The sequence below is a fragment of the Caballeronia choica genome (genome assembly GCF_001544535.1).
In the GTDB taxonomy this organism is placed as follows: domain Bacteria; phylum Pseudomonadota; class Gammaproteobacteria; order Burkholderiales; family Burkholderiaceae; genus Caballeronia; species Caballeronia choica.
Genome location: NZ_FCON02000097.1, coordinates 1 through 18,493, shown reverse-complemented (window position 1 = coordinate 18,493; position 18,493 = coordinate 1). Strand labels below are relative to the sequence as shown.

The 18,493-nt window shown below is 63.2% G+C and carries 20 protein-coding genes; 10 read left to right on the top strand and 10 right to left on the bottom strand.

The window, feature by feature from the left end:
* Positions 1-85: 85 nt before the first annotated feature.
* Positions 86-1,216 (top strand): quinolinate synthase NadA, encoded by a 1,131-nt coding sequence (nadA, locus tag AWB68_RS30045; protein WP_087647957.1) that lies wholly within the window; start codon positions 86-88, stop codon positions 1,214-1,216.
* Positions 1,216-2,106, top strand: a complete 891-nt coding sequence (gene nadC / locus AWB68_RS30040; RefSeq protein WP_087647956.1) for a carboxylating nicotinate-nucleotide diphosphorylase — start codon at positions 1,216-1,218, stop codon at positions 2,104-2,106. Before nadA ends, nadC begins: the two co-directional genes overlap by 1 nt.
* Here nadC and nadB read toward each other — a convergent pair.
* From nadB to radC, 4 genes are all read right to left on the bottom strand, one after another.
* Positions 2,103-3,701, bottom strand: coding sequence for an L-aspartate oxidase (gene nadB, locus AWB68_RS30035; protein ID WP_087647955.1), 1,599 nt, complete (start codon positions 3,699-3,701; stop codon positions 2,103-2,105). The two genes, nadC and nadB, sit on opposite strands and share 4 nt — an antisense overlap.
* Before the next feature lie 191 nt (positions 3,702-3,892).
* The gene (rpmG, locus tag AWB68_RS30030) at positions 3,893-4,060 is read right to left on the bottom strand and encodes a 50S ribosomal protein L33 (RefSeq protein ID WP_087647954.1); all 168 of its coding nucleotides are present in this window, start codon (positions 4,058-4,060) and stop codon (positions 3,893-3,895) included.
* 11 nt (positions 4,061-4,071) lie between these two features.
* Entirely contained in the window at positions 4,072-4,305 is a 234-nt protein-coding gene (gene rpmB / locus AWB68_RS30025; protein ID WP_087647953.1) for a 50S ribosomal protein L28, read from the bottom strand.
* Positions 4,306-4,539: 234 nt separating this feature from the next.
* Entirely contained in the window at positions 4,540-5,304 is a 765-nt protein-coding gene (gene radC, locus AWB68_RS30020) for a RadC family protein (RefSeq protein WP_374729624.1), read from the bottom strand.
* A gap of 165 nt (positions 5,305-5,469) precedes the next feature.
* Between radC and AWB68_RS30015 the strand changes: the two genes are divergently transcribed.
* From AWB68_RS30015 to AWB68_RS29985, 7 genes are all read left to right on the top strand, one after another.
* Positions 5,470-5,925 carry an FKBP-type peptidyl-prolyl cis-trans isomerase gene (locus AWB68_RS30015; protein WP_087647952.1) on the top strand — a complete coding sequence of 152 codons (456 nt, stop codon included), beginning with the start codon at positions 5,470-5,472 and terminating at the stop codon, positions 5,923-5,925.
* A gap of 2 nt (positions 5,926-5,927) precedes the next feature.
* Positions 5,928-6,884: a 4-hydroxy-3-methylbut-2-enyl diphosphate reductase gene (gene ispH / locus AWB68_RS30010; protein ID WP_087647951.1), complete on the top strand. Its 957-nt coding sequence runs from the start codon at positions 5,928-5,930 to the stop codon at positions 6,882-6,884.
* A gap of 446 nt (positions 6,885-7,330) precedes the next feature.
* A complete protein-coding gene (locus AWB68_RS30005; protein ID WP_087647950.1) occupies positions 7,331-8,557 on the top strand; it encodes a branched-chain amino acid ABC transporter substrate-binding protein in 1,227 nt (408 codons plus the stop codon).
* Positions 8,558-8,783: 226 nt separating this feature from the next.
* Positions 8,784-9,734 carry a branched-chain amino acid ABC transporter permease gene (locus AWB68_RS30000; RefSeq protein ID WP_087647949.1) on the top strand — a complete coding sequence of 317 codons (951 nt, stop codon included), beginning with the start codon at positions 8,784-8,786 and terminating at the stop codon, positions 9,732-9,734.
* A gap of 13 nt (positions 9,735-9,747) precedes the next feature.
* Positions 9,748-10,917, top strand: a complete 1,170-nt coding sequence (locus AWB68_RS29995; protein ID WP_087647948.1) for an ABC transporter permease subunit — start codon at positions 9,748-9,750, stop codon at positions 10,915-10,917.
* Between the two features lie 16 nt (positions 10,918-10,933).
* Entirely contained in the window at positions 10,934-11,710 is a 777-nt protein-coding gene (locus AWB68_RS29990; RefSeq protein WP_087647947.1) for an ABC transporter ATP-binding protein, read from the top strand.
* Between the two features lie 17 nt (positions 11,711-11,727).
* Positions 11,728-12,432: an ABC transporter ATP-binding protein gene (locus AWB68_RS29985; protein WP_087647966.1), complete on the top strand. Its 705-nt coding sequence runs from the start codon at positions 11,728-11,730 to the stop codon at positions 12,430-12,432.
* A gap of 57 nt (positions 12,433-12,489) precedes the next feature.
* On the opposite strand, the gene AWB68_RS29980 is transcribed toward AWB68_RS29985, so the two are convergent.
* The 3 genes from AWB68_RS29980 to AWB68_RS29970 form a co-directional block, all read right to left on the bottom strand.
* Complete coding sequence (locus AWB68_RS29980) at positions 12,490-12,921, bottom strand: GNAT family acetyltransferase (protein ID WP_087647946.1); 432 nt, start codon at positions 12,919-12,921, stop codon at positions 12,490-12,492.
* On the bottom strand, positions 12,918-14,102 hold the full coding sequence (locus AWB68_RS29975) for an acetylornithine transaminase (protein ID WP_087647945.1): 1,185 nt from the start codon (positions 14,100-14,102) through the stop codon (positions 12,918-12,920). Before AWB68_RS29975 ends, AWB68_RS29980 begins: the two co-directional genes overlap by 4 nt.
* Positions 14,103-14,378: 276 nt before the next feature.
* On the bottom strand, positions 14,379-15,410 hold the full coding sequence (locus tag AWB68_RS29970) for a CDP-6-deoxy-delta-3,4-glucoseen reductase (protein WP_087647944.1): 1,032 nt from the start codon (positions 15,408-15,410) through the stop codon (positions 14,379-14,381).
* 72 nt (positions 15,411-15,482) lie between these two features.
* Between AWB68_RS29970 and AWB68_RS29965 the strand changes: the two genes are divergently transcribed.
* Complete coding sequence (locus AWB68_RS29965; RefSeq protein WP_087647965.1) at positions 15,483-16,541, top strand: NAD-dependent epimerase/dehydratase family protein; 1,059 nt, start codon at positions 15,483-15,485, stop codon at positions 16,539-16,541.
* Here AWB68_RS29965 and AWB68_RS48950 read toward each other — a convergent pair.
* The 3 genes from AWB68_RS48950 to AWB68_RS29955 form a co-directional block, all read right to left on the bottom strand.
* Positions 16,538-16,714 carry a hypothetical protein gene (locus AWB68_RS48950; protein ID WP_200828828.1) on the bottom strand — a complete coding sequence of 59 codons (177 nt, stop codon included), beginning with the start codon at positions 16,712-16,714 and terminating at the stop codon, positions 16,538-16,540. The genes AWB68_RS29965 and AWB68_RS48950 overlap by 4 nt on opposite strands.
* A gap of 229 nt (positions 16,715-16,943) precedes the next feature.
* On the bottom strand, positions 16,944-17,651 hold the full coding sequence (locus tag AWB68_RS29960; protein ID WP_087647943.1) for a pseudouridine synthase: 708 nt from the start codon (positions 17,649-17,651) through the stop codon (positions 16,944-16,946).
* A gap of 242 nt (positions 17,652-17,893) precedes the next feature.
* On the bottom strand, positions 17,894-18,493 hold a 600-nt coding region (locus AWB68_RS29955), incomplete at its 5' end, for a TIGR03118 family protein (RefSeq protein ID WP_125483085.1).

Below are 18,493 nucleotides of genomic sequence, written 5' to 3'. Positions count from 1 at the left end.
TGACGTCACAAGACCCCGCTCTGGCGGGGTTTTTGTTTTTGGGCGGCTGGATTCGCTGTAAGCACCGCAGGAGACAGAGGAAAGCATGGAATCGAGCATCAGGAGCGTCGAATACGATCGGCCGCACGGCTTGACGTGCGGGGTGGGCGAGGCATGGGCGAGGGTACCGGACACGCCGTCGGCGGAGCGCAAGCGCGAGTTGAAAGCGCAGATTCGCGCGCTGCTGAAGCGCGAGAAGGCGGTGCTGGTCGCGCATTATTATGTCGACGCTGAATTGCAGGAACTTGCCGATGAAACCGGCGGCTGTGTCGCCGATTCTTTGGAGATGGCGCGCTTCGGCCGGGACCACGCGGCGCAGACGCTGGTCGTCGCGGGCGTGCGCTTCATGGGCGAGACCGCCAAGATCCTCAGCCCGGAAAAGCGCGTGCTGATGCCAGATCTCGACGCCACCTGTTCGCTCGATCTCGGCTGTCCCGCCGACGAATTTGCCGCGTTTTGCGATGCGCATCCGGATCGGACGGTCGTCGTCTACGCGAATACCAGCGCGGCCGTGAAGGCGCGGGCGGACTGGATGGTGACGTCGTCGATCGGGCTGGAAATCGTCGCCGACCTGCACGCGCGCGGCGAAAAGATCCTGTGGGCGCCCGACCGGCATCTCGGCGGCTACATCCAGAAGAAGACCGGCGCGGACATGTTGCTCTGGCAGGGCTCGTGTCTCGTGCACGACGAGTTCAAGGGCATCGAACTGGATCTGCTGCGCGCCGAGTATCCCGACGCGAAAATCCTCGTTCATCCCGAATCGCCGGAATCGGTGGTCGCGCTGGCTGACGTGGTCGGGTCGACCACGCAACTCATCGATGCCGCCGTGCGCCTCGATGCAACGCGCTTCATCGTCGCCACGGACCTCGGCATCCTGCACAAGATGCGGCTCGCGGCGCCCGGCAAGACCTTCATCGAGGCGCCGACTGCCGGCAACAGCGCCAGTTGCAAGAGTTGCGCGCATTGTCCGTGGATGGCGATGAATGGCCTCGGGAATCTAGTCGAAGTGCTGGAGCGCGGCCACAACGAAATTTTCGTCGATCCGGCAGTCGGCGCGCGTGCGCGTCTGCCGATCGACCGGATGCTCGACTTCGCCGCACGTCACAAAAAGCGCGTGCAGGCGAGCGGCGACCTCGCGAAGGACAGCGCGCTGTTCTCGAACGTGGGGGCGGCGTGATGGCGACGGCCTCGAACGAATTCGCGTCGCCGCTGTTCGCAGAAGTTCGCGCGCAATACGGCGAGGCGTTCGACACGGCGCTCGCGCGCAATGTGGAAGACGCGCTGGCCGAGGATATCGGCAGCGGCGATCAGACCGGGCGTCTCGTTCCCGCCGACGTCCGGCGCACCGCGCGCATTACGGTCCGCGAGGAAGCGGTGCTGTGCGGCGTGCCGTGGTTCAACGAGGTGATGCGGCGCGTCGATCCCTCGATCGGCGTGGAGTGGCAGTATCGCGAGGGGGACCGGATGGCGGCGAACACGCCGGTCGTGCTGCTGCATGGCCCGGCGCGCGCGCTTCTGACCGCCGAGCGCAACGGCCTCAACTTCCTGCAGTTGCTGTCGGGCGTGGCTAGCGCGACGCGCCGTTTCGTCGATGCGATCGAGGGCACGCGCTCGCGCATCCTCGACACGAGGAAGACGCTTCCCGGCTTGCGGCTCGCGCAAAAGTACGCCGTGCGCATCGGCGGCGGGGCGAATCAGCGGCTCGCGCTCTACGACGGCATCTTGATCAAGGAGAACCACATCGCGGCGGCGGGCGGAGTCGGCGCGGCGATGGACGCCGCGCTGGCGCTCGATGCGGGCGTGCCGATTCAGATCGAAGTGGAAACGCTGGAGCAACTGGAATCGGCGCTGGCTCATCGCGCCGAATCGATCCTGCTCGACAACTTCAGCTTCGACGCCATGCGCGACGCCGTGCGCATCACCGGCGGACGGGCGGTGCTGGAAGTCTCCGGCGGCGTTAATTTCGAGACGGTTCGGACGATCGCGGAAACGGGCGTCGACCGGATCTCGGTTGGCGCGCTCACAAAGGACGTGCGCGCGACCGATTACTCGATGCGCCTGATCTAGACTTTGCGCCGCCGGGCCACCGGCGGCGTGAGCACTGTCGGCAACGCCTTCGGCAGCGTATCCGGCCAGTCGCGGCTGAAATGCAGCCCGCGGCTCTCGCGCCGCGAGCAGGCGCTTTCCACGATCAGCGACGCCACATCGACCAGATTGCGTAGTTCCAGCAGATCGCGGCTCACCTTGAAGTTTGCATAATATTCGTGGATTTCCTCGCGCAGCAGCGCGATCCGGTGTTGCGCGCGAGCGAGCCGCTTGTCCGTACGCACGATGCCGACGTAGTTCCACATCAGCCGCCGCAGTTCGTCCCAGTTGTGAGCGACCACCACTTCCTCGTCGGGATCGGAGACGCGACTCTCGTCCCAATCCGGCAGCGGCGCGTGACAGCCCGCCGAAAAGCCGTCGGCTTCGATGGCCTGCGCGGCCGCCCGGCCGACCACCAGGCATTCGAGCAGCGAATTGCTCGCGAGGCGATTGGCGCCATGCAGGCCGGTACAGGACGTCTCGCCGACCGCGTACAGGCCAGCGCGATCGGTGCGGCCCGCCAGATCGGTGACGACACCGCCGCACGTGTAGTGCGCGGCGGGCACGACCGGAATCGGTTGCCTGGAGATATCGATGCCGAACTCGCGACAGCGGGCGAGGATCGTCGGGAAATGCTCTTCGAGAAACGCCTGCGGCTGATGACTGATGTCGAGATAGACGCAGTCGATGCCACGCTTCTTGATTTCGAAGTCGATCGCCCGCGCGACGATATCGCGCGGCGCCAGTTCGGCGCGCTCATCGTGGGCGGGCATGAAGCGCGTGCCATCGGGCAGGCGCAGGATGCCGCCCTCGCCGCGCACCGCTTCCGAGATCAGGAAGGACTTGGCGTACGGATGAAACAGGCAGGTCGGGTGGAACTGGATGAATTCCATGTTCGACACGCGACAGCCTGCGCGCCATGCCATCGCGATGCCGTCGCCCGTCGCCGTATCGGGATTCGTCGTGTACAGGTAGACCTTGCCCGCGCCGCCGGTCGCAAGGACCGTGTGGGGCGCCTCGATCGTCACCGCGCGACCGGTGGCGATGTCGAGTGCGTACAGGCCATGGCATCGGTAGCCGGGCAATCCCAGGCGGTCGGACGTGATCAGGTCGATCGCGTAGTGATCTTCGAGAACCGTGATGTTCGGATGATTGCGCACGCGTTTGGTGAGCGTCGTGATCACCGCGTGGCCGGTGGCGTCGGCGGCATGGATGATGCGCCGATGGCTGTGGCCGCCTTCGCGCGTCAGATGGAAGCCAAGCTCAGCGGACACGTCCTTTGTGAACGGCACGCCTTCCTCGATCAGCCATTCGATTGCCGAGCGCCCGTTTTCGACGATGAAACGCGTGGCCGCTTCGTCGCACAGGCCACCGCCGGCGATGAGGGTGTCGTCGACATGGTTGTCGGTGCTGTCGGCCGAATCGAGCACGGCAGCGATGCCGCCTTGTGCCCAGTCGCTCGCGCCGTCGCTAACGGTGCGCTTGGCGATGATCGCGACGCGCCGCGTCTCCGCCAGATTCAGTGCGACGCTCAGGCCTGCCAGGCCGCTGCCTACGATTGCTACGTCGAAATTCATGCTGCCGCTTCTCCGTCGATATTCTCGTGTTCCGCCTTCGTCCGCCGGGTGGGTCGAAGACCTTAGCCAGCAAGGATACCGGGCAATGCGCGAGACGGACAGTCGGCCGAATGCCCAGAGCGCGCGGTGCAAACAAAAAGCCCCGCGAATGCGGGGCTTTTTGCTGTCTTCGTCAGGCTCTGGAAACCAGATTATTTGATCTTGGTTTCTTTGTAGTCAACGTGCTTGCGGACGACGGGATCAAACTTCTTGATCGTCATCTTTTCCGGCATGTTGCGCTTGTTCTTCGTCGTGGTGTAGAAGTGACCCGTACCTGCGGTCGATTCCAGCTTGATCTTGTCGCGTGCGCCCTTGGCCATTTCCGTGCTCCTTAGACTTCACCGCGTGCGCGCAGGTCTGCGAGCACGGAGTCGATACCGTTCTTGTCGATCAGGCGCAGACCGGCGTTCGACACGCGCAGACGGACCCAGCGGTTTTCGCTTTCAACGAAGAAACGGCGGTTCTGCAGGTTCGGCAGGAAACGACGCTTGGTACGGTTGTTTGCGTGGGAAACGTTGTTGCCGCTCATCGGCGCCTTCCCAGTTACTTGGCATACGCGTGCCATGAGAGCACTCCTAATACGCTGAAATTCTGAGTTCGAACGCCTGGTGACACCCCCGGTTTCACGCCCTTTTTAGTCTTTTGGGCATTGCCGATAAGCAATCACACTAACATTCCGCGCTCGGAACAGGTTGGTTGAAAGAAACAAACAGCGATTCTAGCAGTAAAAACTCAGCATTATCAAGCCTTTTTGGTTTCGTTCCCATTGAGCCAACGCGCTGGGCGGCATGCATTCGCTTCAAAGCCATCCCTGTCGCGCGAAGGAGAATATTTCGTTCGATGCGACCACCAGATGATCCAGCATGCGCACGTCGATCAGCGTCAGCGCATCCTGCAGCATGCGCGTGAGCCGCCGGTCGCTGGCGCTCGGCGCCACGCCGCCGGAAGGGTGATTATGCGCGACGATCAACCCCGCCGCATTCAGCGACAGCGCCCGCCGCACGATTTCACGCGGATAAATCGCGACGCGCGTGATCGAGCCGCGTGCCGATTCCTCGGCCAGCAGCAATTGATGTCGGGCATCGAGATACAGGCACACGAACACTTCGTACGGTCGCGTGCCGATCAGCAACTTCAGATAGTCTTCGACAGCCCCGGGCGAGTCCAGCAACGCCCGGTCGCGGGCTTTTTCGGCGAGCGCGCGCCTGCAAAGCTCCGAAACCGCCAGCAACTGCGCCGCCCGCGCCGGGCCGATGCCGCGCAACGCGCACAATTGCGTCGCGGAAGCGTCGAGCACGCTTCTCAAGGTGCCGAAATGCTGCAAGAGTTCGCGCGCGAGATCGACGGCCGTCCAGCCGGGAACGCCCGAATGGAGAAAGAGGGCGAACAATTCCGCGTCCGACAGCGAGCCGGCGCCGATATCGAGCAGCCGCTCGCGAGGCCGCTCGGTTTTGGTCCAATCGCGGATCGGCGTCACCCGTGCCGAGGGGTTCGCGGCCCCCGTGACCAGTCTGAGCGCGGCGGTCATGCGAACCCCCGACTGCGCGCGGGGCCGCCGGTGCATTCGCGGCGCTCAATATAGTATGCGCAACCATTTGGAACGGATGGGCGCGCGGCGCCGGTTCTCAACTGTGGCTTACAATGGCGGTTTGGCGTGCTGCGTCGCCCGATGTTCGCGGCAAGGTCCGCACGCGTCCCGTCCCAGACTGATCGGCTATATCCCATACCCATGAGCATCATCGACATCTCCGAAGTGAAACCCGGTTCGCACGTCACGCTTCATTACCGGCTCGCACTGGCCGATGGTGCCGACATCGTCAATACCTTCACCGACAAGCCCGCGACGCTCCTGTTGGGCGCCGGTCAACTCGCGCCGCCGCTCGAAGACATTCTGCTTGGCCTGAAGGTCGGCCACCATTCGACCTTTCGGCTAACGCCGGAGCAGGCGTTCGGTCCCCGGAATCCGGAACTGATCCAGCGCGTGTCGCTCGCGACGCTGCGCGAACACAGCATGATCGGCGAGGATTTTTCGCCGGGCGATCTCGTCGAATTCAATGCGCCGGGCGGCGGCCGCTACGCGGGCGTGCTGAAGGAAGTCGGCGAGACGTCGGCGTTGTTCGATTTCAACCACCCGCTTGCCGGCCAGACGCTGGCATTCGAAGTGAAAATCATTGGAATTCTGTAGCCATGAGCCTCGCTGACACCTTGACCGATGTCGAAATCCTGCTCGCGCAGCCGCGCGGGTTTTGCGCGGGCGTCGATCGCGCGATTGAAATCGTCGAGCGCGCGATCAAGCTGTTCGGCGCGCCGATCTACGTGCGTCACGAAATCGTGCATAACGCCTATGTGGTCGAGGACCTGCGCAAGAAGGGCGCGATCTTTATCGAGGATCTCGCGGACGTGCCGCCGGGCAGCACGCTGATCTTCAGCGCGCACGGGGTTTCGAAGGCGGTCCGGGAAGAGGCCGGGACGCGGGGCCTGCGTGTCTTCGATGCCACCTGCCCGCTCGTGACGAAGGTCCACATGGAAGTCGCGAAGATGCGCCAGGAAGGCTTCGATATCGTGATGATCGGTCACAAGGGCCATCCGGAAGTCGAAGGCACGATGGGCCAGGCGGGCGAAGGCATGCATCTCGTCGAGGATATCGACGACGTCATGGCGCTCGCGCTGCCTGATCCCGGCCGCATCGCCTACGTGACGCAGACGACCCTTTCGGTCGACGATGCGTCGGCCATCATCGAGGCGCTCAAGGCGAAATACCCGGCGGTGAAGGAGCCGAAGAAGCAGGACATCTGTTATGCGACGCAGAACCGCCAGGACGCAGTGAAGTTTCTCGCGCCGCAGTGCGACGTGGTGATCGTCGTCGGCAGCCCGAACAGCTCGAATTCGAGCCGCCTGCGCGAAGTGGCGGAAAAGCGCGGCATCCCCGCTTATATGGTGGACTCGCCGACGCAAATCGACCCGAAGTGGGTCGAGGGCAAGAAGCGGATTGGCGTGACGGCGGGCGCGTCGGCGCCGGAAGTGCTGGCGCAGGCGGTGATCGCGCGCTTGCGCGAACTCGGCGTGCGCAATGTGCGGCCACTGGAGGGTATCGAAGAGACGATCTCGTTCCCGCTGCCGCGCGGATTGTCTTTGCCGCAGTGAAAATTCGCACGCGCCATGAAAACGTCCTTCGGGACGTTTTTTTTCGCCGAAATATATCCTATAAAAGATAAAAATATCGCGTATTCCGCAATCAGGCGTACCGGCTTGAGTGGCACCGCACGCATGAACGCACTTATACGGTGCAATATCGATATAAAGCATTCACGGCCCGGCTAAGGTAAATCCCTTACGTCGAAACGCAGCGCGCGAACCTTACAATTCCCATCCAGGAGCGCACTTACATTTATGGTGCAACTGCTGCACAAATGCGGATCGCAACCTGGTTGCGCCTGAGCGCGAAAATCGGTCAAAAATAGCGGTTGCAATGCAGGAAAACCCCTGTCACTCAACAATATTGCCTGTCCCATAATTAGAGTTACAATGCGCGCGTTCCAGGCCGGAAGGGCTTGAAATATCGGCTTTCAGAGGCGCAGGAGACCTATTTAATGCGAGTCAAGTTTGCTTACGCCGTGACCATCGCGGCTGCGGTTGCAATGTCGACCGCATGCGGAAAGAAGAGCGATGGCGAGGCGGGCACGGGGGCATCGGCCGCCAGCTCGGTGGCAGCGCCAGCGGCGGCAGCACCGCCGCCGCCGGCGAGTGAAGCGATGACGGTCGTCAAGATCGGTCATGTCGCGCCCCTGACGGGCTTGCAGGCGCATCTCGGCCGTGACAACGAAAACGGCGCCCGGCTTGCGCTGGAGGAAATCAGCGCGCAGGGACTCACGATCGACGGTCATCCGATCCGGCTCGTCCTCGACGCGCAGGACGACGCCGCCGATCCGCGCACAGGCACCGAGGCAGCGCAGCGCCTTGTCGACGATCACGTGGTCGCCGTCATCGGACATATGAACTCGGGCGTATCGATCCCGGCGGCAAAGATCTACAGCGACGCAAACGTGGCGCAGATCTCGCCGTCGACGACCAACCCCGAGTATACGAAGCAAGGCTTCAAGACGACGTTCCGCGTCGTCGCGACCGACGCGCTGCAAGGCCCGGTGCTCGCCGACTACGCGATGAAGACGCTGCACGCGAAGAAAGTCGTGATCGTCGACGACACGTCCGCCTACGGCCGCGGTCTCGCGGACGAGTTTTCGAAGACGGCTCAGGCGGGCGGCGCGAAGGTGCTCTCCCGCGAGGCGACCAGCGAAAAGACGCGCGACTACAAGGCCATCCTGACAAAAATCAAACGATCCCAGCCCGACGTCGTCATGTACGGCGGGATGGATGTGACCGCCGGCCCGTTCATCAAAGAGGCGGCCGCGGCCGGCATCAAGTCAAAGATCCTTGCCGGCGACGGGGTATGTACCGACAAGATAGCGGAGCTTGCGGGCACCGCTGTGCAGAACCTGGTCTGTTCGCAAGCGGGACTCGCGCTTTCGAAAATGGACAAGGGAGCGGACTTCGCCCAGAAGTACGAAGCCCGTTTTCACACGCCGGTGCAGATTTACGCGCCGTTCACGTATGACGCAATGTACGTGATCGTCGACGCAATGAAACGCGCCAATTCCATCGAAGCGCCCAAGGTGCTCGCTGCGATCGCGTCGACCGATTTCAATGGTCTGACGGGACACATCGCATTCGACGACAAGGGTGATTTGAAGGGAGGCACGATCACGCTTTATGACTTCAGGGACGGCAAGAAAAACGTCCTCGATGTTGTGAAGCAGTGACGGCGGGGCGTTTGCAGCCTGACGGCGCCAGCTACCCGATGGCGCCGTTTCCGTATCCGTCCGACAGGTGTTCGCCGTCCTATCCGGCAGCGGACGCGGGTCGAGGCGATCAACCCTTACCGGTTTTTTTACACGTACGCGCGGTGCCGTTCTCGATTTCGCTTCACATCGGTTTATCGGCCGGTGATAAAGCGGTTATCCAGTCGCACGGGCTAAGGAGCTTTAAATGGATATTTTCATCCAGCAGATCTTGAACGGTCTGGTGCTTGGCAGCGTCTACGCCATCATCGCACTGGGCTATACGATGGTGTATGGCATTCTGGGCATCATCAACTTCGCGCACGGCGACGTGCTGATGGTCGGCGCCATGGTGGCGCTCTCGGCCATCGGCGTCATGACGAATCACTTTCCCGGCATCCCCGGGCCGATCATGCTGGTCATTGCGCTGGTGGTTGCCGCTGTCGTCTGCGCACTGGTTGGTTATACGATTGAACGCGTGGCTTACCGGCCGTTGCGCAAGGCGCCGCGTCTGGCTCCCTTGATTACCGCGATCGGCGTCTCGATTCTTCTCCAGACGCTCGCCATGATGATCTGGGGCCGCAATCCGCTGCCGTTCCCGCAGCTCCTCCCGACCGATCCGATCAACGTGATCACCGCGACCGCCGATCGTCCGGGCGCCGTGATCTCGATGACCGAAATCGTGATCATCGTGGTGGCGTTCCTCGTGATGGGCGGCCTCTTGCTGCTGGTTCACAAGACGCGCCTCGGCCGCGCGATGCGCGCGATCGCCGAGAATCCCGGCGTCGCGAGCCTGATGGGCGTGAACCCGAACTTCGTGATTTCCGCGACCTTCATGATCGGCTCGGCGCTTGCTGCGCTTGCCGGCGTCATGATCGCGTCCGAATACGGCAACGCGCACTTCTACATGGGCTTCATCCCCGGTTTGAAGGCGTTCACGGCGGCGGTGCTCGGCGGTATCGGCAACCTCGGCGGCGCGATGGTCGGCGGCGTGCTGCTCGGCCTGATCGAACAGTTGGGCGCGGGCTACATCGGCAACCTGACGGGTGGCGTCTTCGGCAGTAACTATCAGGACGTGTTCGCCTTCATCGTGCTGATCATCGTGCTTGTGTTCCGTCCGTCCGGCTTGTTGGGCGAACGTGTGGCTGACCGCGCATAAGGGAGAAAAAAACATGACTTCGATTCAACCAATTGAGCCGTCGACGACGCTCATCCCCGAGAAAAAAGGCGCGAAGAGCTACGCAATCACCATTCTGGTAGCGGCTCTCGTGATCATGGCGCCGATGGTGATCGGCGCGGCAGGCGGCAACTACTGGGTCCGCGTGCTCGACTTCGCGATGCTGTACGTGATGCTCGCGCTCGGTCTCAACGTGGTGGTCGGCTTTGCCGGCCTGCTGGACCTGGGCTATATCGCGTTCTACGCGGTCGGCGCGTATGTGGCGGCACTGCTGTCGTCGCCGCAACTGACGAACCAGTTCGAATGGATCGCGCACCTCTTTCCGGGCGGGCTGCATCTGCCGTTCCTGCTGATCGTCCCCTGTGCGATGGCGCTCGCGGCCACCTTCGGCGTGCTGCTCGGCGCACCGACGCTGCGTCTGCGCGGCGACTACCTCGCGATCGTGACGTTGGGCTTCGGGGAAATCGTCCGGATCTTCATGAACAACCTCGATCGTCCGATCAACATCACGAACGGTCCGAAGGGCATCACCGGCATCGATCCGGTGACCGTAGCCGGCTTCAACCTCTCGAAGACGCATGACCTGTTCGGGCTGAAGTTCCCGTCGGTGTACATGTATTACTACCTCTTCGTGCTGTGCGCGCTGTTCGTGATCTGGGTGTGTACGCGCCTGCAGCACTCGCGCATCGGCCGTGCATGGGCCGCGATCCGCGAAGACGAAATCGCCGCCAAGGCGATGGGCATCAACACGCGTAACGTCAAGTTGCTGGCGTTCGCGATGGGCGCGTCGTTCGGCGGACTGTCGGGCGCGATGTTCAGCGCGTTCCAGGGCTTCGTGTCGCCGGAATCGTTCACGTTCTGGGAATCGATCGTCGTGCTGGCGTGCGTGGTGCTCGGCGGCATGGGCCACATTCCGGGCGTGATCCTCGGCGCGGTGCTGCTCGCCGTGTTCCCTGAATTCCTGCGCTCGACGATGGGTCCGCTGCAAAACGCCATCTTCGGTCATCAGATCGTCGATACCGAAGTCATCCGCCAGTTGCTGTACGGCCTGGCGATGGTGCTGATCATGCTGTATCGCTCGGAAGGCCTGTGGCCCGCCGCGAAACACGAAGACAAGATCGCGAAGATCGCGAAGCGCGCTGGCAAGAAGCCAGTGCGCGCCTAAGGCGGGGGAACCAGACATGAGCGAACAACAAACTCGATTGTCCGTGCAGGGCGTCAACAAGCGCTTCGGCGGCTTGCAGGCGCTCTCCGACGTGCGCCTCGAAATCAAGGCCGGCGAAATCTACGGCCTGATCGGCCCGAACGGCGCCGGCAAGACCACGTTTTTCAACGTGATCACCGGCCTCTACACGCCCGATTCCGGCGTCTTCAAGCTCGATGGCGTTGCCTACACGCCGACCGCCGTCTATCAGGTGGCGAAGGCGGGCATCGCGCGTACGTTCCAGAACATTCGTCTGTTCGGTGGCATGACCGCGCTGGAAAACGTGATGGTCGGCCGCCACGTTCGCACGAAGCACGGCCTGATCGGCGCGGTGTTCCAGACGCCGGCCGAACGTCGCGAGGAGCGCGAGATCAAGGAACGCGCGCTGGAATTGCTCGAATACGTGGGCGTGCTGCAATACGCCGACTACACGTCGCGCAACCTGTCGTACGGTCACCAGCGGCGTCTGGAAATCGCGCGCGCCCTGGCGACCGATCCGAAACTGCTCGCGCTCGACGAACCGGCCGCCGGCATGAACGCGACGGAAAAAGTGGAACTCACGCGCCTGCTCGACAAGATTCGCTCGGACGGCAAGACGATCCTTCTGATCGAACACGACGTGAAGCTGGTGATGGGATTGTGCAACCGCATGACGGTGCTCGATTACGGCAAGGTGATCGCCGAGGGTCTGCCGCAGGACGTGCAGAAGGACCCGAAGGTGATCGAGGCATATCTGGGTGCGGGGGTCCACTGATGTCTACAACGAACGCGATGTTGAAAGTGAAGGGCCTGCAGGTCAATTACGGCGGGATTCACGCGGTGAAGGGTGTGGATCTGGAAGTCGGGCAGGGCGAACTCGTCACGCTGATCGGCGCGAACGGCGCGGGCAAGACGACCACGATGAAGGCCATCACGGGTCTGAAGCCGTATTCGGCGGGCGACATCGAATACATGGGCAAGTCGATCAAGGGCGTGCCGACGCACGAATTGCTCAAGCGCGGCCTCGCGATGGTGCCGGAAGGGCGTGGCATCTTCGCGCGCATGTCGATTCTGGAAAACATGCAGATGGGCGCGTATCTGCGCAACGATACCGCCGAGATCCAGAAGGACACCGAGCGCATGTTCGGCTTCTTTCCGCGATTGAAGGAGCGCGCGTCGCAGTATGCGGGAACGCTCTCGGGTGGCGAGCAGCAGATGCTGGCGATGGCGCGAGCGCTGCTCTCGCGGCCGAAGTTGCTGCTGCTGGATGAACCGTCGATGGGTCTGTCGCCGATCATGGTCGAGAAGATCTTCGAGGTGGTGCGAGAAATTTCGAGCGAAGGACTGACCGTGCTACTGGTTGAGCAGAACGCGCGGCTTGCGTTGCAGGCGGCGAATCGCGGCTATGTGATGGATTCGGGTCTCGTCACCATGACGGGCGACGCGAAGACCATGCTCGACGATCCGAAGGTGCGGGCGGCATATCTGGGCGAGTGATTGCCCAAGCCGCCTGGAACGAAAGAACCGCATGCGCCTGAAACGCATGCGGTTTTTTTATGCGCTTTGAAGCCGCTTGCCGAGGCTCACGACTTCGTCGGCGCGATATCCAAGCTTTGCGTAGAACGCCTGCACGTCCGCCTTGCCGACCAGTATCTGCAGATTCACCTTCGGACAGCCGCGCTTGCCCAGTTCGCTTTCCGCATGCTCGACCAATGCGCGCCCGTAGCCATTGCCGCGCATGTCCTCCGCGACGGCCAGCGAATACAGCCATCCGCGATGCCCGTCGTAACCCGCGATGATCGTGCCGATCACGCGGCCATCCCGCTCGCCGACGAAGAACAACTCCGGCTGCGTCGCGAGCTTGTTCGCAATCGATACGCGCGGATCGCGCTGCGGCTTCGCGGGATCGGCGTATTCGGGAAACGAGCGCTGCCAGAGCGCGATCACAGCGTCGGTGTCGCGCTCGTCGAACGTGCGGATCTTCACAGCGAGTCCAGCACCGAACGCAGCATCGACATCATCTGGTCGATCTCGTCCTTCGTCACGTTGAGCGCCGGCATGAAGCGCAGCAGGTTCGGACGCGCGGCGTTGAGCAGCAATCCGTCCGGCTGCATCAGGCGCGACTTTTCGACGATCTGCGGACCGTTGTCGCTATCGAGCAGCAGCGCGCGCAAGAGTCCTTCGCCGCGCTCGCCCTTGAAGCCGCGCTCTTCGGAAAGCTGCAGCAGTTGCGACTTCAGATACTCGGCGCGCTCACGCACGCCTTCGAGAAAGCCCGGCGCGGTCAGTTGCGAGATCACCGAATAACCGACGGCCGTCATCAGCGGATTGCCGTTGTAAGTGCCGCCCTGATCGCCCGGCTCGAAACACGCGATCTCCGCTTTCGACAGCAGCGCCGCAAGCGGCACGCCGCCGCCGATGCCCTTGCCCAGCGTCATGATGTCCGGTTCGATGCCCGACAGTTCGTAGGCGAACAAGGTGCCCGCACGGCCGCAGCCGCTTTGCACTTCATCGACGATCAGAAGCAAGTTGTGCTTCTTCGTCAGCGCGCGCAGTTGCTGCATGAATTCGCGCGTCGCGGGAATCACGCCGCCTTCGCCCTGGATCGGCTCGAGCATCACGCCGACGGTTTTGTCCGTGATCAGCCTTTCGACCGAAGCGATGTCGTTCAATTCAGCCTTCGGAAAGCCCGGTACTTGCGGTGCGTAGATCGTGTCCCAGCCGGCCTTGCCGCTCGCCGACATCGTCGCGAGCGTGCGGCCGTGGAAGCTGTGATCGAACGTGATGATTTCATACGCGCCGTTCTTGAACTTCTTGCCCCACTTGCGCGAGAGCTTGATCGCGCCTTCGTTCGCCTCGGCGCCGCTGTTCGCGAAGAACACCTTGTCGAAGCAGCTATGTTGCGTGAGCAGACCCGCGAGCTGGGCCATCGGCGCATTGTAGAAAGCCGGCGACGGGTTGATCAGCGTGCGTGCCTGCTTGTCCATTGCCTCGATCATGCCGTCGTTGCAATGGCCGAGCGAATTGACGGCCCAGCCCTGGATGAAGTCCAGATAGCGCTTGCCGGTGTTGTCGTAGAGCCATGAGCCCTTGCCGTGCGTGAACACGATTTCAGGACGGTTCGTGATGAACATCAGCGATTCGACGGGGTACTCATTGAAATTCATGACAGCGGGCTCCACGAGAGCGACAACGGGGGTTAAGAAAGCGGCGTCGGAAAAAACAAAAGCCACGGTATCCCGTGGCTTCATTTCGTGCGCATCGAACAGACCATGAGCGCGTTTCCGTGACGAGCCAGCGGCGTCCCTAGGGAAGCGGCGAGCGGCGACGTCGGAGGCTGGTCTGGTTTTCGATCATTCGCGAAGGATACGATACGACGTTTGTCCATGTAAACCGCGAAGGGCGGATTTTTTGCCCGCCCTTTGCGAACACGGTCGCGGGAATCAGACCGGATGCGCGAGATCGGCGGCGCTCGTGAACGAGTCCGCGTAGAACTCGTCTTCCGGCAGCCGGTGGTGATTCGTGAAATCGCGCTGCGCCGACTCGACCATGACCGGTGCGCCGCATGCATACACCTGGTACGCGCTCAAGTCTGGCAGGTCTTCGATGACGGCACGATGAACGAAGCCGGTACGGCCGGTCCAGGCATCGTCGGCGTCGGGTTCGGAGAGCACCGGCACGAACTTGAAGTTCGGCACTTCCCTGGCCCATTGCTCGGCGAGGTCCGTCATGTACAAGTCCTGCTTGCGACGGCCGCCCCAGTAAAGCGTCATCGGGCGATTCAGGTTCTTGAACACCGCGTGCTCGATGATCGCCTTGATCGGCGCGAAGCCGGTGCCCGACGCGAGCAGCACGATCGGCTTGGCGGAATCTTCGCGCAGGAAGAACGTGCCGAGCGGGCCTTCGAAGCGCAGGATGTCGCGCTCCTTCATGGCGCCGAACACGTGATCCGTGAACGTGCCGCCGGGCATGTGGCGGATGTGCAGTTCGAGCGGGCCTTCGTGGTGCGGCGGGCTTGCCATCGAATAGCTGCGGCGCTTGCCGTCCTTCAGGATGAATTCGATGTACTGGCCGGCGAGATATTGCAGCCGTTCGTTGGCGGGCAATTGCAGCTTGAGCTCGACGACATCGGTGGCGCGGCGCGCAAGCGCGTTGACGCGGCAGGGCAGCTTCTTCACCTGCACGTCGCCCACGCCGGCGACTTCGCGCACGTCGATTTCGAGGTCGGTCTGCGCGGTCGCACAACAAAAGAGCGCCACGCCGCGGGTCTTTTCATCGTTCGACAGCGCCGACGACGAGTGCGGCGCCTGCTCCACCTCGCCGCTGAGGACCGTGCCCTTGCACGAACCGCACGCGCCGTTCTTGCAGCCGTACGGCAGGCCGATGCCCTGACGCAACGCGGCGATGAGCACCGCTTCGTCGGGTTCCACTTGAAACTGCCGGCCGCTTTGCCGGAGCGTTACGTTGAAAGCCATAGATCGTTGTGGGTTGGATGTGTCGGATACGTGTTGCGGGAACTGTTGCCTACGGCGGCTACAATGCACGGCATGATTGCCACTCGAATCCTGCGCCGCGCCCGCGTGCTGATCGTCGGCTGCGGCGATGTCGGGCTGCGTGCGGTGCCGCTCTTCAAGGCGCGCGCCGCCGCGCCCCGCGTGATCGCGCTCACCAGCCATCGCGAGCGCGTCGCCGAACTGCGCGCGGCGGGCACGACACCGATCGTCGGCGATCTCGATGACCGTGCGAGCCTCGGACGGCTTGCGGGCCTGTCGTCGACCGTGCTGCATCTCGCGCCGCCGCAGAAAGAGGGCGACGACGACCGCCGGACGCAAGCATTGATCGCGGCACTGTCCACGCGCCGGCGCAGCGTCGCGCGCGGCATAGCCAGTCCGATGTCGCCGCATCGCGCCTGGCGCGCATGGTTTCGCGCAAGCTTTCGTACCGCATCGGCGCACGCGCAAACGCCCGTCAAAACTGCGCATATTGTACCCGACGTACCCGACGCACCTTTCGCGGCAACCCGCCGCCGGCCGCCCATCCGGCTCGTTTATGCGAGCACGACGGGCGTCTACGGCGACTGCGGCGGCGCGCTCATCGACGAGACACGGCCCGTGCGTCCCGAGAATGCGCGCGCGAAGCGGCGCGTATCCGCCGAAACGCGCTTGCGCCGCGCGGCGGTGCGCGGCGGCTGGCGCGTGTCCATCGTGCGGATTCCGGGAATTTACGCCGCCAACCGGCTGCCGCTTGCACGCATCGAAAGGGGCGCGCCGGCGCTCGTCGCCGACGAGGACGTCTTCACGAATCACATCCACGCCGACGACCTCGCAGCAATCCTCGTGCGCGCGATCTTGCGCGCGAAGCCGCAGCGCGCGATCCACGCATCGGACGATACCGATCTGCTGATGGGTGACTATTTCGACCGCGTGGCGGACGCGCAGGGCATGGCGCGCGTGCCGCGCGTCACGCGGCAAGAGGCCGAGGCGCGACTCGAGCCGATCACGCTCTCGTTCATGCGAGAGTCACGGCGCTTGAAAAATACGCGGCTCAAGCGCGAACTCGGCTACGAGTTGCACTACCCCACCATCGACGATTTCCTGCGTCGCTAGATCAGCGCCGGAATCGTCTCCAGCAGCACGAAGCAGAGCAGCGCCCCGATCAGCGCGCCGATCAGGTTCGGCGCGTACTTGTGGCGCATGTGCATCGTGACGAGCAAAGCCCCGATTAATACCGCACTCAGCGCGACGAACGCTACGAGCGCGACGGTCATATGGGAGACCATGATGCCCTCCTGCTTTTTTGATAGTCGTTATTTAGCTACCCGTTAGACAAGTATAAGAGTCCGTTTCCGAGAAGGCATGCTGCGCCGCAGCGCACGGCGGTAGGTGCTTTCACCGATTTGCATGGTCGTTCGATTCGGCGGGGCGGCCTCGTCCGCGAGTATGTTCGGACGGCCGCGAAACTGCGCCGTCAGAGCCGGATACGATGCGCGTTGGGCCACAGAGGTTGCGCTATTCCCGCCTCAAGGCCGCGAGTTCTGCTTCGTCGAGCCAGCACCATGCGCCTTCGGCAAGCGTCGCCGGCAGATCGAATCCGCCGATGCGCTCGCGATGGAGCTTCTCCACCCGATTTCCCGCCGCCGCGACCATGCGCTTCACCTGGTGGTACTTGCCCTCGAGGACGGTCAGTTCCAGTTCCCGCTCGTCACGCCGATGCGCCGCGAGCGCGGCGCTCGGCTTCGACTCGCCGTGCAGCAACACACCTTCGCGCAGCGCCGAAAGCTGCGCCTCGTCGAGCGGATGACGGGTCGTCGCGAGATAGACCTTCGGCACCTTGCGCTTCGGCGATGTGAACGCGTGGACGAAGGCGCCGTCGTCGGACAGGAGCAGGAGGCCGGTCGTGTCCTGGTCGAGCCGCCCGACGCACTGCACGCCGCGCGTCGTCAATTGCGGCGGCAACAGGTGAAACACGCTCAAGTGATGCTGCGGATCGCGCGAGCATTCGTAACCCGCGGGCTTGTTCAGCGCCAGATACGCCTTCTCGCGATACCGCCAACTTGCGCCATCGACTTCGAAATCGATCGGCGGCGCCGTTGCGAAGTCCGCGCCCGGGTCGGTGCAGACGGAGCCCGCGATGCGCACGCGGCTTTCCGCGATGATCGCGCGACACTGGCGTCGCGAGCCGAAGCCCTGGGAAAAGAGAATGCGTTCGAGGTCCATCGGGAAGCGTCGGGAGTGAGTCGCGCATTTTACCCACGGGTCGCTCGCGGGGGCGTTGGACGGCCAATCGCGCAGCGCCGATCGCTCCCCACGAAAAAACGCGCCGCCCGGTAAGCGGGCGGCGCGTCAAGGGGCGATGCGCCGCGGGCCCGGAGGGAGCCCGTTGGTGTCGGACGACATCGCCCTGGGAAAAACGCGAGCGCGACCGGTTTCCAACCGGAAGCCGCGCCCGGGCCTCACGGTCACTGCATGTCGAGACGGCCGTACACGCCGTCGGCTTCGTGATTCGGACCGGCCGCGAAATAGAGCGTGTTGGTCGGTTGCGCGCTGAGGCCGTTGCCGAACGCGATGCCCCACAAGCCGAACTGCACGAACGTCGATCCGTCTGGATTCGTCACCGTGCCGACGAACTTTCCGCTGGTCGGGTCGAAGGCGTGGATGGTGCCGTCGCCAAAATTCCCGACCAGGATGTCGTTGGAGAGCGTCCCGAAGTTGCCGGGCGCCTGCGTGACGCCCCACGGCGCGTTGAACTGCATCCCCTGTTCGAGCCGCTGCAGGAGATTGCCGCTGGTATCGAACACGTCGACGAAGCCCAGCCCGGGGCCGGCGACGTCATCGTGCGCGGCGCCGTCCTGCTGCGCATACGTGACGTAGATTTTCGGGCCGATCGCCTGGATGCCGAACGGCGCGAAATTGCCCGGGATCTGCGGGTCCTGGAACGCGCCCGGCAGGTTGAGTTTCGTGAACGTGTTGTCGAACACGTCGATGCGCCGGTTGTGAAAGTCGGTTGCGAAAAGCCGGTTCGCGCCGTTGGCCGCGGCGATCGCCAGGCCCTTGTAGAC

What these genes read in the sequence shown, in the direction of transcription:
- AWB68_RS30015 (WP_087647952.1), top strand. Translation starts at nt 5,470, where the DNA reads ATGAGCATCATCGACATCTCCGAAGTGAAACCCGGTTCGCACGTCACG.
- AWB68_RS29975 (WP_087647945.1), bottom strand. Translation starts at nt 14,102, where the DNA reads ATGAATTTCAATGAGTACCCCGTCGAATCGCTGATGTTCATCACGAAC.
- AWB68_RS30005 (WP_087647950.1), top strand. Translation starts at nt 7,331, where the DNA reads ATGCGAGTCAAGTTTGCTTACGCCGTGACCATCGCGGCTGCGGTTGCA.
- rpmG (WP_087647954.1), bottom strand. Translation starts at nt 4,060, where the DNA reads ATGGCCAAGGGCGCACGCGACAAGATCAAGCTGGAATCGACCGCAGGT.
- AWB68_RS29965 (WP_087647965.1), top strand. Translation starts at nt 15,483, where the DNA reads ATGATTGCCACTCGAATCCTGCGCCGCGCCCGCGTGCTGATCGTCGGC.
- AWB68_RS29995 (WP_087647948.1), top strand. Translation starts at nt 9,748, where the DNA reads ATGACTTCGATTCAACCAATTGAGCCGTCGACGACGCTCATCCCCGAG.
- AWB68_RS29970 (WP_087647944.1), bottom strand. Translation starts at nt 15,410, where the DNA reads ATGGCTTTCAACGTAACGCTCCGGCAAAGCGGCCGGCAGTTTCAAGTG.
- AWB68_RS48950 (WP_200828828.1), bottom strand. Translation starts at nt 16,714, where the DNA reads ATGGTCTCCCATATGACCGTCGCGCTCGTAGCGTTCGTCGCGCTGAGT.
- nadC (WP_087647956.1), top strand. Translation starts at nt 1,216, where the DNA reads ATGGCGACGGCCTCGAACGAATTCGCGTCGCCGCTGTTCGCAGAAGTT.
- AWB68_RS29990 (WP_087647947.1), top strand. Translation starts at nt 10,934, where the DNA reads ATGAGCGAACAACAAACTCGATTGTCCGTGCAGGGCGTCAACAAGCGC.
- nadB (WP_087647955.1), bottom strand. Translation starts at nt 3,701, where the DNA reads ATGAATTTCGACGTAGCAATCGTAGGCAGCGGCCTGGCAGGCCTGAGC.
- radC (WP_374729624.1), bottom strand. Translation starts at nt 5,304, where the DNA reads ATGCACCGGCGGCCCCGCGCGCAGTCGGGGGTTCGCATGACCGCCGCG.
- AWB68_RS29985 (WP_087647966.1), top strand. Translation starts at nt 11,728, where the DNA reads ATGTTGAAAGTGAAGGGCCTGCAGGTCAATTACGGCGGGATTCACGCG.
- nadA (WP_087647957.1), top strand. Translation starts at nt 86, where the DNA reads ATGGAATCGAGCATCAGGAGCGTCGAATACGATCGGCCGCACGGCTTG.
- AWB68_RS30000 (WP_087647949.1), top strand. Translation starts at nt 8,784, where the DNA reads ATGGATATTTTCATCCAGCAGATCTTGAACGGTCTGGTGCTTGGCAGC.
- ispH (WP_087647951.1), top strand. Translation starts at nt 5,928, where the DNA reads ATGAGCCTCGCTGACACCTTGACCGATGTCGAAATCCTGCTCGCGCAG.
- AWB68_RS29960 (WP_087647943.1), bottom strand. Translation starts at nt 17,651, where the DNA reads ATGGACCTCGAACGCATTCTCTTTTCCCAGGGCTTCGGCTCGCGACGC.
- rpmB (WP_087647953.1), bottom strand. Translation starts at nt 4,305, where the DNA reads ATGGCACGCGTATGCCAAGTAACTGGGAAGGCGCCGATGAGCGGCAAC.